A 13753-nucleotide genomic window follows, 5' to 3' on the forward strand; every position below is an offset into this window, starting at 1 on the left:
GCTCACCACCGCGACGAGTGCGCTCGTCCACGTGATCCGGAGGTCAGGCGTCGTCCTGCGGCCACCCCGAGAAGTGCCAGTCGGCGACGGACGGGTGGTCCTCGCCGTTCGTGTAGGCGTACGAGCGTGCCGCGTCCCGGGCCTCGGTCAGTCGCGCCAGCAGCGGCGCGAACCGGTCGGACCCGTCCGCCACCCGCGTCAGCGCGTCGTGCGCGAGCGCGAACCGGTCCATCTCGTTCCGGATCAGCATGTCGAACGGGGACGTCGTGGTGCCCTGCTCCAGGAAGCCGTGCACGTGCAGGTCGTCGTGCCCGTGTCGGCGGTAGGTGAGTTGGTGCACGAGCGCCGGGTACCCGTGGAACGCGAACACCGCCGGTGTGCCGGGCAGGAAGAGCTCGTCGTACCGTTCGTCCGACAGGGCGTGCGTGTGCTTCCGCGGATCGCCGAGCGACAGCAGGTCGACGACGTTCACGACCCGCACCCCGACGTCTGGAGCGTGCTGGCGGATGAGGTCGGCTGCGGCGACGGTCTCCACGGTCGGGACGTCACCGGCCGAGACGAGCACGACGTCCGCGTGCCCGACCGCGTCCTCGGTCCCGGCCCAGTCCCAGACGCCCGACCCGGCGGCGGCGTGCGCGACGGCGTCGTCGATCGACAGGAACACCGGCTCCTGGTGCTTCCCCGCGACGATCACCTCGATGCGGTCGGTCGTCTCCATCGCGTGCGAGGCGACGGCGAGCAGGGTGTTGGCGTCGGCGGGGAGCTTGATCCGGACCAGGTCCTGCTGCTTCGACGCGACGACGTCGAGGAACCCGGGGTCCTGGTGCGAGAACCCGTTGTGGTCCTGGCGCCAGACGTGCGACGACAGCAGGATCGTGAGGTTCGACACCGGCGCGCGCCAATCGATCTCCGCCGAGGACTCCAGCCACTTCGTGTACTGCCCGGCCATCGAGTCGATGATGTGCGCGAACGCCTCGTACGTGTTCAGGATGCCGTGCCGCCCGGACAGGACGTACCCCTCGAGCATCCCCTCGAGCAGGTGCTCGGACAGGATCTCGATCACTCGGCCGGTCGGCGCGAGGTGTTCGTCGTCCGGACCGTTGCCGGCACGCCAGACGCGGTTCGTCACGTCGAAGACCGCGTCGAGCTTGTTCGAGATCGTCTCGTCCGGCCCGAACAGGCGGAACGACGACGGGTTCCGTGCCGTCAGGGCCGCGACCCACGGGCCGAGGGTGCTGGTGGAGGACGCCGGGGACCCGGCCGGCACCCCGAAGTCGGTCACGGGCGGACGGCCGAGAGCGGTCCGGATGCGCCCGCCGTTGGCGTGCGGGGTCGCGCTCATCCGCAGGTCGCCGGACGGACGGATCGCCTCGAGCAGACCGATGCCCTCTCCGTCCGCGGAGAGCAGCTCGTCGGGACGGTAGGACTCCATCCACTCCTGCAGCTGCGCCCGGTGCCCGTCGTCGGTGCGGACGGCTGACAGCGGGACCTGGTGCGCGCGGAAGGTGCCCTCGACCTTCTGTCCGTCGACCTCCTTCGGCCCGGTCCACCCCTTCGGCGTCCGGAGGATGATCATCGGCCAGCGCGGTCGGAGGTCCGCTGCACCGGCCATCTCACCGGCCGCCGCGCGTGCCGCCTGTCCACGCGCAGCGGCCTGGATGTCGTCGATCGTCGCGAGTGCTCGGCGCAGTGCCCCGTCGAACAGGGCGTGCACCGCGAAGGGGTCGTCGTCGACGCGGGCGGAGTCCACGACGATCGGGTCGTACCCGAGCCCGCGGAAGTACGCCGTCAGGTCTTCGCCGGGGATGCGGGCGAGGACCGTCGGGTTCGCGATCTTCCACCCGTTGAGGTTGAGGATCGGCAGCACTGCACCGTCCGCGACCGGGTCGATGAACGTGTGCGCCTGCCAGGACCCGGCGAGCGGACCGGTCTCCGCCTCGCCGTCACCGACCACGCACGTGACGACGAGGTCCGGGTTGTCGAGGGCCGCTCCGTACGCGTGCGCCAGGGAGTAGCCGAGCTCGCCGCCCTCGTTGATCGACCCGGGGGTCTCCGGCGCGGCGTGCGACGGGATGCCGCCGGGGAACGAGAACTGCCGGAAGAACTGCTGCAGCGTCGTGCCCGGGTACAGCTCCTGCCAGGTGCCGTCGAGCCAGGCGTTCGCGTTCATCGCGGGTCCGCCGTGCCCAGGGCCGCACACGTAGAGCATCTGCCGGTCCGACGATGCGATGAGCGCGTTGCAGTGCGCGTAGACGAGGTTGAGCGCCGGCGAGGTGCCCCAGTGCCCGAGCAGGCGTGGCTTGACGTCCTCCGGCTCGATCGGACGGGACAGCAGCGGGTTGTCCATCAGGTAGATCTGCCCGACGGTCAGGTAGTTCGCGGCCCGCCACCACGCGTCGATCGCCCGGATGCGTTCCGTGCTCTGCAGCTGCTCTGTCGCCATTCCTCCACGGTACGGACCGCCCCGCCGAAAGGGATCAAGAAACTCGTCCAATCCGATCCCGGAGGGGTGCCGAATCATCTGCACAGGGCAAATGCCCAGGGCGCTCTCCGGTCGAGTTCGGCCGGCGATCTGAATACACACAGCCGGCGTACGCACAGGAGCGTGCCGGAGGAGCCCACCACAGCAAAGGATCAACCCTCATGCGCAAGTCCCTCAAGACCACCATCACCCTCGCCACGACGGGTGCCCTCGTCCTCGGCGGTGCCGCGTTCGGTGTCTCCGCCGCGAACGCCTCCACCCCGGCGATCCACACCGTCGCGTCGTCGTCGTCGAAGATCCCCGCACCGGTCGCGTCGGTTCCCGAGGTCCTCGGTGGCGACACCTCCGTCGCGCTGGACTCCGGCTTCACCGACGCCCTCACCTCGCTGGGCCTGACCCCGGGTGTGTCCGGCAACGCCAAGCTCGCCGACGGCGCCGTGTCGTTCCCGATCACCTCCGGCTCGGTCACCTACTGGAGCCCGGATGGCAAGTACCGTCCGTACGTGCAGGGCCTGCTGAACCACGACGACTCGGGTCTGACCCTGAAGGCCGGGGACACGACGGTGACGTTGGAGAACTTCGTGGTGAACCCGGGTTCGTCCAAGCTCTACGGTGACGTCCTGGTCAACGGGCAGGTCGCCGCAGCGAACGCGTACCTGTTCAGCCTGCACGGTGGGACGCTCAAGCCGCTGCAGCTCGAGGGTGACAACGCGATCCTCACCGGCACCACCGTCCACGTCTCCGCGGACGCCGCGAAGCTGCTCAACAGCACCTTCAAGACCGACGCCGTCAAGAGCGGCCTCCTGGTCGGCACCGCCACGATCACGGCCAAGATCAAGTAAGCACGTCGCCTTACTCGAGACACCGTTCTCGACGCGAAACGCCTCCGGAAACGGAGGCGTTTCGTCGTCGAAGCGGTGGTTCGGCGTTCCGGAGGCGCCGGGCGGGACGGGGTCAGCCGCGCCGGCGCCACCAGCGCCGTGGCCGGGACTCGAGCCGCAGCTGTTCCGCAGCCTGCGCTGCGGACGCGAGACGGGCCTCCCGTCGCTCCGCCCACCGCTGGATCTCGGCGTCCACGTCCCGGAGCGGCGTCACGACCGGTGGCCCGCCGAGGAGCTGCCGACGGGCCTCCTTCACGCGGGCGTTGAAGTCCACGAGGACATCGCGCACGTCGGACTCCACCGAGAGCGCGTCGAGGGCGTCGTCGAGCTCGGCGTCCTCGGTGCGGAGCGCGAGGGCAGGCGGGGCGATCCCACGGATGTCCTCGCGTTCGATCTTCGACTTGATCCACCAGTCCGGATCGTGCTGCCCGTCGTTCCCCGGCAGGGGCTTGCCGTGGTACGGGTTGCCCTCGAACACCCCGCGGCGTTCGGCCTCCTCAATCTGGGCCCTCGCGTGCGCGGCGACGTCGGCCGCCTTGAGCAGCCGCCGTTCCTCACGCACCTCGTCCGGATCGAGGGAGCCCCGCTCGATCTCACTCTCCACGAGCTGCTGGTACCGGTAGCGAGCGGCCCTCCTGAGCCGGTCCATCCGTGCGTCGACGTCGTTCATCGTCAGACCATCATGCGCCTGACAACTCCTCGATCGTCAAGGCCGCCTGGATGAGCGCGAGGTGGGACAGGCCCTGCGGCAGGTTGCCCATGAAGTCGCCGTCCACCGCGCTGAGCATCTCGCTGAACAGCCCGACGTCGTTCGCCTGGTCGACCATCTCGTCCATGAGCGCGGTCGCGTCGTCGACCCGGCCGGTGCACGCGAGCGCCGCGGCGAGCCAGAACGAGCACGCGACGAACGGGGACTCCTCGTCCTCCAGCCCGGAGTACCGGTACACGAGCGGTCCGTGCTGCAGCTGCGCCTGGATCGCGTCGATCGTCGCGGCCATCCGGGGACCGCGGTCGAACCCCGACATCGCGTGGATGAGGATCGAGGCGTCGAGGGCATCGGTGTCCGGGTGCATCACGTAGTGGCCGAGTTCCTCGTTCCACCCGTGCTCGGCGACCCAGTCCGCGATGAGCCCGCGGTTCTTCTCCCACATGTCGCGGGACCCGTCGATCTGCCCCTTCTCGTGCAGTTCGATGGCAGCGTCGAGCGCCTGCCAGCACCCGATCTTGCTCGTCGTGTAGTGCTGGGTGTCCTCGAGCTCCCACATGCCCGCGTCCGGCTTCTCCCACTGCTTGCACGCGTCGTCGGCGAGTCCCTCGAGCACCGCAGCGGTCTTGCGGTCGAGGACGTTGCCCTGCCGGACGTACTGCCGCATGATCTCGAAGACGTCGCCCCAGACGCCGAGCTGCATCTGTCCAGAGGCCCGGTTGCCCTCGGTCACCGGTCCGATGCCGTTCCACCCCGGGACGTCGCGCTCTTCGACCTCGTCGCTGACCTCGCCCTCGAGCGTGTAGAAGATCGGCATGCCGTCGTCGTGCTTCGCGATCGTGCGCATCACCCACGACACCGCGGCGTGGGTCTCCTCCCGCAGCCCGAACCGGTCCAGCGCGTGCACGGTGTACGACAGGTCGCGGACCCAGGCGAACCGGTAGTCCCAGTTCTTCCCGCCGGTCCGGTCCTCGGGGAGGCTCGTCGTCGGCGCAGCGGCGATCGCTCCGGTCGGGGAGAAGATCAGGAGCTTCAGCGCGAGGGCACTCCGCTGCACGGCGTCCGCCCACGGACCGTCGTAGTTGAACTCCCTCGACCAGGTCGCCCAGTTCTCGATGGTCCGGTCGATGCCCTGCATGGTCAGCTCGGGTTCCGGCAGGAAGATCGGTTCGTCGAGCGTGCCGACGATCGTCAGGATGTGCTTCGAGCCCTCGGCCGTGCTGAACCGGCCGGAGAAGCGCGGGCCGTCCTCGTGCACCGGGTCGAAGCCCTTCTCGACGATCGCGATCGTCACACCGTCGACGCCGATCACCGAGCCGTTGACGGTGTCCAGCCGCTTCGGTTCCGCGGTGTTGAGCAGCGTGCCGGGGACCACGGCCCACTCGAGCTCCACCGTCCCCTCGACGCCCTGCACGCAGCGCCCGATCTCGGCCCACGGCAGGCGTCCAGCGACACCGGTGACCATCGCGTCGGTCACGGTGCAGCGACCGGTGTCGGTCGTCCACGTCGTGACGAGGACGTTCGTCCCCGGGAGGTACTCCCGCTCCACGTGCGCGTCGAGGTCGACCGGGCGCAGCGCGAGGTGTCCGCCGTCCTCGGCGTCGAGGATGCTCGCGAACACGGGCGGCGAGTCCATCGACGGGATCGGGAGCCAGTCGATCCGGCCGTCCCGGGCGATGAGCGCCACGGTGCGGCCGTCCCCGATCGCCGCGTAGGACCGGAGCGGGGCGTACCCGTCGGTCCGCTCCGCGGTCCGGTCGACGTCGGGGGTGTCTCGGGTGCGTTGCGACATGCACCCATGCTGCCCGCGGTGCCTGAGGCGAGCCGCTCCGGCCGTACCCCGGCTGCGCGCAGCGGCCAGGACGACGGGAGGCTCGGTGCCAGCTGACACCGAGCCTCCCGTCCGTCGCCAGGTCGAGACCGGACGTGTCCGCTCAGCCGAGCGGGGTCGGGTCCACCGGGTCCGGCGGACCCGGCAGCGATCCGCGGATCTGGTTCTGTGCCTGGCACTGGCTGGTGCAGTTCGTCGCACCGGCGCTCAGTTCGACCGCGTCCTCGCCCAGGACGCCACCGAGGCGACCACCGGGCTGGACCGTCCACGTGGTCGTCGTCGCGGTCTGCGAGGTCTTCGTCGCGACCTGCGGCGAGTCCTTGCCGAGGAGCATCTGGTGCGAGCCCGAGCCCGAGGTGACGGCCGGGGTGCCGTCACCGAAGTTGATCTTGCCGGTGTACGGGTTCGTGAAGTAGAACAGGCCGGCGCCGAGCGTGTGCGTGAAGGTGACGGGGCCGGCGAACTCGGTCTCCATCTGGAAGATGCCGCCCTGTGCGCCGTCCTTCGCCTGGATCTTGAACTTCCCGGCACCCGTGGCGAAGATCGCGGTCAGGGTGTCGTCGCGCACCTCGAGCTGGGACAGCTTCGTGCCGGACAGCTGCGCCGCGGTCAGCGAGGGGATCTTCGAGGCGAACACCACGGTCGGCTTCGTCACCATGCGCTGCGTGTCCGGGGCGCCGGTGAGCGTGTAGTCGTACACGCCGAGGTCGGCGACGCGGATGTCGAACCCGTTGTGGATCCCGCGGACCTTGATCGTGCCGGAGACCGCGAGGTCCTTCGCCTTGAAGTCCTTGCCGCTCGCCGGGTTCGTGGTGGTGCCGTTGATCGTGACGGCGTAGTCGCCGCCGGTCGACGTCTTGCCGGACGCGCTGGCGGGCGCGACGCCCACCAGGGCGACGGCCGCGATCGTGACCGCTGCGACGGCGGCGGCGATGCCGGCGACACGACGGGTGGGTGCGGTGGACATGGGGACCTCCAGGGGGCCGTGCGGGCGACCGTCGCCCGCGCTGTCGATCCTCCGGTGCGCCTCTCCGCGGCGCCATCGGACCTTCGGGCTAGTACCCGTGGTCGCGGGCCCAGAGCGCGGCGCTCGTCCGGTCGGTGACGCCGATCCGTCGGAACACGTTGCCGAGGTGGGCCTTGACGGTGCGTTCCGCGATGCCGAGGGCCGTCCCGATCTGCTTGTTCGACATGCCACGGGCGACGAGGACGAGGACGTCGCGTTCCCGTGGCGGGATGTCGGGGCCCGAGGCGCTCGTGCGCGGGTCGCTCGTGCTGGTGTTCCCGTCGCTGCGGCCGACGTCGCTCGTGTCGACGTCGCGCATGCGCGGGAGGAGCGAGCGGGCCACCCGCGGATCGATCGGCACCTCGTCGCGCCCTGCCGCACGGACCGCTCGCACGACGTCGTCGGGGGTCGCGTCCTTCAGCAGGTACCCCGTCGCACCCGCCGACAGCGCAGCGCGGACGCGATCGTCGTCGGCGAAGGTCGTCAGCACGAGCACCCGGAGCCCCGGGAACCGCGCGCGGAGTTCCGCGGTCGCGGCGACCCCGCCGATGCCCGGCATCGACAGGTCCATCACGACGACGTCCGGCGCGACCTCGGCGGCGACGTCGAGCGCCTCCTCGCCCGTTCCGGCCTCGCCGACGACCGTGCAGTCGTCCGTCGTGCCGAGCACTGCGCGGAGACCACTGCGGACGAGCGCGTGGTCGTCGACGACCATGACCCTCATGCGATCGCCTCGGTGTCCGTCGGCACGCGGAGCTCCCATGTCGTGCCCGCACCCGGGGCGGTCCGGAGGGTCAGCGATCCGCCGACGTCGATCGCGTGCTGCCGCAGGATCGTCGTGCCGAGGTGGCCGTCCCGCTGCTGCGCGAGGATGCCGTCCGCCTCGAACCCGACGCCGTCGTCCGAGACCGCGACGACCAACTCGACGGGGGTCGTCGTGATCGTCACCCTGACCGTCGTCGCCCGGGCGTGCACGACCGTGTTCGCGACGGCTTCGCGCACGAATCGCACGACGGTGTGCAGCGCGGCCGGGCTCGCCGTGACCGGGTCCGGAACCCGGAGGACGGTCTGGAGCCCGGCGCTCCTGGCTCGGGCGCAGGCATCGTCGAGCGCCCTGCCGAGGCCGTCCTGCTCCGGCGCTGCCGGTCGGATCGCGGAGAGCGACGAGCGCAGCGAGGAGACGGCGCCTCGCAGGGTGCCGGCGGCCTCGCGGAGAGCCGGGTCCCCGGCCGCTCCGAGGGACATGGCCAGACCGGCGACGTCCTGCACGGCGCCGTCGTGCAGTTCCGCGGCGAGCCGCCGGCGTTCCTCGGCCTGGGCGTCGAGGGCACGGACGAGCAACCGCTCCCGTTCGCGCTGGCCGTCCCGGATCCGGACGAGCAGCCAGAGCAGCACCGGCACGAGGAGCACCAGGACGACTCCGACCGTCCCGAACGCCAGCCCCGCGAAGGCGGAGCGCAGACGACTGGCGCTCGCCAGGACGTCGTCGTAGCGGTAGTAGACCTCGAACAGCAGCGGACGGCCCGACGGGGTGTGCACCGCCTGGTAGGCCTCCAGCAACGGTCCATCGCCGCGTTCGTACCGGTTCTCGGGCTCGTCGAGGTCGGACACCTCGGCGTCCGACTCGTCGGTGAGCAGCGCGTCGAGGTCGTCGCCCGACAGCGTGAAGCGCTCGCCGACCAAGCGCGGCTCGTCCGACCAGAGGATCGTGCCGTCCCGGTCCCAGACCTTCACCCGCACCGCCGTGTCACCGGGGAGCGCGTGGTCCACCGCGGTGGCCATCCGGTCCCGCGCGGCCGTCCGTTCGGCGGCATCCGCCGTCTCGTCGGCGATCGCGTCGTCCAGTGCCGGTTCGATGACCGCGCGAGCGAGCGTCGCGGTGTCCGTGGTCGCGTTCCGCACCGCGAGCCACTCGGCGATCCGCTGCGAGACCAGGGTCCCGGCCGTCGCGACGAGCAGCCCGCCGACCACCGCGGCGACGACGACGCCGGTCAGGACACGTCGCCACGGGACATCAGCGCGACGCGGCCGGCGGCGTGGATCGGCGCGGACGACCACGACCGTGCCGTCGGCGGTCGGCGCCGCGTTGCTCGACACCCGTCGTCTCTGCACGCCCGCCACGCTAGTCGTCGCATGTCGTACGCCGACGACGACGCGGCGACGTGTCCGCTCGTCTGCCGGACACGTCCAGCGCCGACGGGCAGTGTCGTTGGCATGAGCGACACCGCCGAGCACGCTGCCCGTGAGACCGGACGACAGGCGAGACGCGCCGCCGACAGCCGCTGGTTCGAGCTGCTGGCGCGCGGCGGGTTCGTCGGGAGCGGTGTCGTGCACCTGCTCATCGGGTACCTGGCGATCCTGCTCGGGATCGGCGACGCCGCGGCCGGGAGCGGCTCGCAGGGGTCGCAGTCCGGCGAGACCGACCAGTCGGGAGCACTGGCGCAGCTCGCCGCGGTCCCCGGGGGCGTCGTGCTGCTCTGGATCGTCGCGGTCGGCACCGCGGCCCTGTGTCTGCGCCTCGTGCTCGAAGCGGTCATCGGCGGCCGCACGGACACCACCCGGGCCTGGCTGAACCGGGCGAAGAACATCGGCAAGGCCGTCGTCTACGGCGTCATCGGGTACTCGGCCGGGTCGTACGCGCTCGGTGCCGGCAAGAGCTCGTCCGGGTCGACGAAGAGCGCCGCCGCGCAGGCGTTGGCGACACCGGGTGGGGTGTTCCTGCTGCTGCTCGTCGCCGCGATCGCCATCGCGATCGGGATCGGCCTCGTCGTCATCGGCATCCGCCGCTCGTACCGGAAGCAGCTCGTCACCCCGCCGAAGTCCGTCGAGCGGCCACTGACCGTCGTCGCCGTGGTCGGTTACGTCGCGAAGGGCGTCGCGGTCGTCATCGTCGGCGTGCTCGTCGCCGTCGCCGCCTTCCGGAGCGACCCCGACCAGGCAACAGGGCTCGACGGGGCCTTCGACGCCCTGCACCGGATGCCCGGCGGGGTGTTCGTCCTGATCGCGATCGGGATCGGGTTCCTGGCGTTCGGCGTCTACAGCTTCTTCCGCGCGAAGTACGCGAAGCTCTGATATATTGGGGACGCTCGCTCCCTGCTGGGAGAGGAGAAGTCGGAGCCGGTGCATCTGGGGTATACCAGGTCCCGGCTCTTGCGCTGTGCGGAGTGCGGAGTGCGCTGTCCTGAGTATCAGGGCCGCACGTGCACGGAGTCGAGCGCGGAGCCCAGGGCAGCGACGAAACGCCCGTCGCCGGAGAGGGCGGCGCCCGCTGCGCCGAGGACCTGGTCGGGTAGCCACAGCATCGGATCGAGCCCGGGGTCTCCGTGCTCGACGCGGAACGTGGACGGGGCGACCATGCGCCCTTTCAGCCCGCGGACGGTCCTGATGTCCCGGGCCATCAACGGCCGAGGGCGTGCCTCGAGCGTCAGGTGACGCACGTCTTGTCGCGCGAGTTCCCAGACCAGCCGCTCGAGACACACCGCTCGTGCGCGCTCTTCGCGCCGCAGGTCGGCGGGCGTGGCGACGACCACGAGGTGCAACGCCTCGAGCGCGCCGATGGTCTCGGAGACGTCTCGTCGATCGCGATCGTTGAGATCGTGCCAGTGCAGCTTCCCTCGGGTCGGGCGCAGCGACCGGAGGATGCGCCGGGTGGTCTCGACGTCATCGGTGTCGACGATCGAGGCGCCGAGCAGGTACGCGGGCGCATCGAGGCCGTGGGACCGGATGCTCTCGTCGCCCCAGGCGTGCAACGGGCAGATCATCGGGCCACGCTCGCACAGCGACCGGTCCGAGCGAGAACTGCGTGTATTTCGCGGTCAGTCGCGGTCGCCGAACAAGCCCATGCCGTGCTTCGTGAGCACGTCGTAGGCGTCGCCGAACGTCTGCGGCTCCGGCGCGTCCGGCTCGTACTTCGCCAGCAGCAGCCCGAGCAGCCCCTTGCCCGGCGCCGTCAACGGCCGTCGGCGCTCCCGGTCGCCCGGCCCCGTCCGCGAACGCTCCGGGTTCCGCGGGACGTACGGCTTCGCGACGTCCGGCCAGAGCTGCGGCTGCCGGGGGACCTTCCGGTTCAGGACGTTCTGGATGCCGTGGGTATCCGCGTCCCGGTGCGTGACCGGCTCGAGCCCGTGCTGTTGCGTCAGCGTGTGCACGATCGCGGCGTGGTGCATCGGGTCGTTCACGATCGTTCCGGGCTCCGTGTACGCGGACACGACGAACGTCGGCACGCGGCCACCGAGCCGGTCGAAGGTGAACCCCATCTCACCGGGGTCCGGCTTCCCCGAAGGCGGGACGGCCCCCGGCGGCGGGACGTGGTCGTAGATCCCGCCGTGCTCGTCGAACGTCACGACGAGTGCGGTGTTGACCGCGTTCGAGCCCCGCGTCGACCGGCCGCCGCGAACCGCACCGTAGACCTCGGCGAGCAGGGCCTCCGCGGCCCGGACGTCGGACATCGCGCTGTCGAACGGCTCCTCGCCCGGGACCTCGACGACCTTCGGCCGGTTCTGCGGCGGGTGCATGTCGTTGTGGTCGAACACCATCCGAGGCTCGACGAACGCGTAGTCGGGCAGGTCGCCGTTCGCCGCGTCCGCGTGGAACTGCTCCATGCTGCGGAAGTTCGTCTTCCAGTACCGCTCGATCGACGGCGCGTGCAGGAACCCCGTCAGGGAGACGACCTGCTCGGCGTCGAAGTACACGCGCCAGGACTTCCCCGCGTCCTCGAGCCGGTTGAAGATCGTCGGCACGTCCGGGGCGTCGAGCCACTTCTGCGGACCGCCGTCCCGGGTGTTCGTGACGAACCCGTGCGACGTGCTGGCGTGGAAGAACGACCGGTTGCAGAACGTCTGGGACGGGACCGCGCAGTGCCAGTGGTCGTACACCGCGAACGACTTCGCGAGCGTCGAGAACACCGGCAGCATCTCGGGCGAGAAGCCGCCCATCACGCGCGAGTACTCGGCGACCGTGGGCTCCCGCCCCCGTTCGATGCGGTAGTTGACGACGTAGTCGTGGACGAAACCCGACATCGGCGGGGCACTCGTGTCCGACGGTGCGTTGTACGGCGCCGCGTACCCGTGCTGCTCGGGTCGCTCGTTGGACGCCGGATCGACCACACCGAACCACTGCGTGTTGACGTGCGGGTAGAACTCGCCGGGGTCGGGGTCCGGCTGCGACATGACGTCGTCGGTCGACCCCTCGTAGACGTGCGCGGGGACGACGGTGCCGTCCGGGGCCGTGTTCGCGTACGTCCCGGACTGCAGCCCCTCGAACGACTGCCCGTCGCCGAGCTCGTCGTCGGTGTACAGCCGGCCGAGCACGTGGTCGAAGCTGCGGTTCTCGAACATCAGGACGACGACGTGGTCGAAGCCGGGTTCACGACGTTCCGGCAGCGGGGTGAACCCGTACCGCTCGTCCTGGACGTGCCGGTCGTACGCCGCCGCCGCGCCGACCGCACCCGCACCGACGGCGGCACCGGCGGCACCGATCCCGGCGCGGCGGAGGAACGCCCGGCGTGAGTGCTGCTCGTCTGGCGACATGACGGCAGTGTGCCGCACCGCGCCCTCGGGAGCAACGAGGATCCTCACACGCCGATGTCCCGCGAACGGGGAACTGCCGGGGTAGCCTGGGCGACTGCCCGACCCACGAGGAGAGACCAGTGAACGACGAGACCCCGCGCCACGCCGACCAGCTGGAGCACGCGGAGAACGCCGACGTCGTGGTCAAGGTCGACCGGATCGAGGTCGACGGCACGAACGTCCGGGTCAGCTCCATCGGCGACACCGGGGTCCGCCCCTTCGTGCTCGTCGCCGGCCTCGGCATCGCGTCGACCTACTACGAACGGCTCGCCCCGAACCTCAACGAGTTCGGACCCGTGCACGCCCTCGACCTGCCCGGGTTCGCCGGCGTCCCGAAGTTCCGCGGCGCGGTGTCGATCGAGCGGTACGCCGACGCCGTCGAGCGCGTCCTCGACGAACTCGGGCTCGAGGACCCGGTCCTCGTCGGCCACTCGATGGGCACGCAGATCGTCACCGAGGTCGCCGCGCGCCGCCCGCAGATCAGCGACCTGGTCCTCATCAGCCCGGTGATGGACTCGAATGCCAGGACCATCAGCGAATCAGCGGTCCGCTTCGTGCGGTCAGCCGTGCACGAGCCGGCGGCGGTCCGCTGGCACGCCGTCACCGCGTACGCGCTCTGCGGCTGGCACTGGTTCCGGAAGGTGCTGCCGAAGATGGTCGCGTTCCGGATCGAGGACCGCGCCCCGCAGGTGCGGGCGCGCACGCTCATCGTCCGCGGCGAGCACGACGCCCTCGTGCCCCGCGACTGGATCCGCCGGCTGGCCAGGGTGTTCCCGTACGCCGTCCTCCGCGAGGTCGTCGACGGCGCGCACTCGGTGATGCACGCGCAGGCCGACGCCGTCGCGGCGCTCGCCGTGGCGCACGTCCGCGGAGACCTGCCCGATCGCGGGGTGTCGTCGTTGCAGCGCGTGCGGGACGACTCGACCGCGTCGGACCTCGCTCGGCTCAGCCCGGGGGACGCCTGGCTCGTCCTGAAGGCGCGGTTCCTGGAGCTGTTCGGGATGGCGAAGGGCGACGACGAGGTCCTCGAGGCCGGCAAGTCGGCCCACGCCGTCGCGATGGCGGACGAGGGAGACGCCCCGGTGGCGCCGGAGGACCGCGCAGCGGTCGTCGACGCGGCCGCCCCGGAACTGGACGACCGCAGCCAGCGCAAGGCCGGCTAGCGACGCGACGCACTGGAGGCCCGGTGCCGGTCCGACGGACCGGCACCGGGCCTCTCCCCACGAGCTCGGCCGTCACACCGCTCCGCAAGCTCCGCGGTGCGCCGGAACCGGCTCGCG

11 protein-coding genes are annotated in these 13753 nt (G+C 71.0%); 3 read left to right on the top strand and 8 right to left on the bottom strand.

The features are described 5' to 3' along the window. Positions 1-43 precede the first annotated feature (43 nt). Complete coding sequence (locus tag QK288_RS04720) at positions 44-2443, bottom strand: phosphoketolase family protein (RefSeq protein WP_281266656.1); 2400 nt, start codon at positions 2441-2443, stop codon at positions 44-46. A gap of 200 nt (positions 2444-2643) precedes the next feature. On the opposite strand from QK288_RS04720, the gene QK288_RS04725 reads away from it, so the two are divergent. Then, positions 2644-3324, top strand: a complete 681-nt coding sequence (locus tag QK288_RS04725; protein ID WP_281266657.1) for a hypothetical protein — start codon at positions 2644-2646, stop codon at positions 3322-3324. Between the two features lie 112 nt (positions 3325-3436). Here the strand turns inward: QK288_RS04725 and QK288_RS04730 are convergent, their stop codons facing one another. From QK288_RS04730 to QK288_RS04750, 5 genes are all read right to left on the bottom strand, one after another. Beyond that, the gene (locus QK288_RS04730; protein ID WP_281266658.1) at positions 3437-4033 is read right to left on the bottom strand and encodes a DUF1992 domain-containing protein; all 597 of its coding nucleotides are present in this window, start codon (positions 4031-4033) and stop codon (positions 3437-3439) included. A 10-nt stretch (positions 4034-4043) separates the two neighbouring features. Continuing rightward, the gene (locus QK288_RS04735) at positions 4044-5861 is read right to left on the bottom strand and encodes a glycoside hydrolase family 15 protein (RefSeq protein WP_281266659.1); all 1818 of its coding nucleotides are present in this window, start codon (positions 5859-5861) and stop codon (positions 4044-4046) included. 142 nt (positions 5862-6003) lie between these two features. Continuing rightward, a complete protein-coding gene (locus QK288_RS04740; RefSeq protein ID WP_281266660.1) occupies positions 6004-6867 on the bottom strand; it encodes a hypothetical protein in 864 nt (287 codons plus the stop codon). Between the two features lie 88 nt (positions 6868-6955). Next, positions 6956-7621: a response regulator transcription factor gene (locus tag QK288_RS04745; RefSeq protein ID WP_281266661.1), complete on the bottom strand. Its 666-nt coding sequence runs from the start codon at positions 7619-7621 to the stop codon at positions 6956-6958. A gap of 5 nt (positions 7622-7626) precedes the next feature. Continuing rightward, positions 7627-9018 (bottom strand): ATP-binding protein, encoded by a 1392-nt coding sequence (locus QK288_RS04750; protein WP_281266662.1) that lies wholly within the window; start codon positions 9016-9018, stop codon positions 7627-7629. A 102-nt stretch (positions 9019-9120) separates the two neighbouring features. On the opposite strand from QK288_RS04750, the gene QK288_RS04755 reads away from it, so the two are divergent. After that, a complete protein-coding gene (locus QK288_RS04755; protein WP_281266663.1) occupies positions 9121-9978 on the top strand; it encodes a DUF1206 domain-containing protein in 858 nt (285 codons plus the stop codon). Positions 9979-10094: 116 nt separating this feature from the next. Here QK288_RS04755 and QK288_RS04760 read toward each other — a convergent pair whose 3' ends face one another. Both QK288_RS04760 and QK288_RS04765 read right to left on the bottom strand, forming a co-directional pair. Next, positions 10095-10667 (bottom strand): hypothetical protein, encoded by a 573-nt coding sequence (locus QK288_RS04760; protein WP_281266664.1) that lies wholly within the window; start codon positions 10665-10667, stop codon positions 10095-10097. A 54-nt stretch (positions 10668-10721) separates the two neighbouring features. Further along, on the bottom strand, positions 10722-12434 hold the full coding sequence (locus QK288_RS04765; protein ID WP_281266665.1) for an alkaline phosphatase family protein: 1713 nt from the start codon (positions 12432-12434) through the stop codon (positions 10722-10724). Positions 12435-12553: 119 nt separating this feature from the next. Between QK288_RS04765 and QK288_RS04770 the strand changes: the two genes are divergently transcribed. Next, the gene (locus QK288_RS04770) at positions 12554-13636 is read left to right on the top strand and encodes an alpha/beta fold hydrolase (protein WP_281266666.1); all 1083 of its coding nucleotides are present in this window, start codon (positions 12554-12556) and stop codon (positions 13634-13636) included. Positions 13637-13753 lie beyond the last annotated feature (117 nt).

The sequence above is a fragment of the Curtobacterium sp. 9128 genome, from assembly GCF_900086645.1.
Taxonomy (GTDB): Bacteria; Actinomycetota; Actinomycetes; order Actinomycetales; family Microbacteriaceae; genus Curtobacterium.

What these genes read in the sequence shown, in the direction of transcription:
- QK288_RS04735 (WP_281266659.1), bottom strand. Translation starts at nt 5,861, where the DNA reads ATGTCGCAACGCACCCGAGACACCCCCGACGTCGACCGGACCGCGGAG.
- QK288_RS04755 (WP_281266663.1), top strand. Translation starts at nt 9,121, where the DNA reads ATGAGCGACACCGCCGAGCACGCTGCCCGTGAGACCGGACGACAGGCG.
- QK288_RS04740 (WP_281266660.1), bottom strand. Translation starts at nt 6,867, where the DNA reads ATGTCCACCGCACCCACCCGTCGTGTCGCCGGCATCGCCGCCGCCGTC.
- QK288_RS04730 (WP_281266658.1), bottom strand. Translation starts at nt 4,033, where the DNA reads ATGAACGACGTCGACGCACGGATGGACCGGCTCAGGAGGGCCGCTCGC.
- QK288_RS04725 (WP_281266657.1), top strand. Translation starts at nt 2,644, where the DNA reads ATGCGCAAGTCCCTCAAGACCACCATCACCCTCGCCACGACGGGTGCC.
- QK288_RS04760 (WP_281266664.1), bottom strand. Translation starts at nt 10,667, where the DNA reads ATGATCTGCCCGTTGCACGCCTGGGGCGACGAGAGCATCCGGTCCCAC.
- QK288_RS04765 (WP_281266665.1), bottom strand. Translation starts at nt 12,434, where the DNA reads ATGTCGCCAGACGAGCAGCACTCACGCCGGGCGTTCCTCCGCCGCGCC.
- QK288_RS04720 (WP_281266656.1), bottom strand. Translation starts at nt 2,443, where the DNA reads ATGGCGACAGAGCAGCTGCAGAGCACGGAACGCATCCGGGCGATCGAC.
- QK288_RS04745 (WP_281266661.1), bottom strand. Translation starts at nt 7,621, where the DNA reads ATGGTCGTCGACGACCACGCGCTCGTCCGCAGTGGTCTCCGCGCAGTG.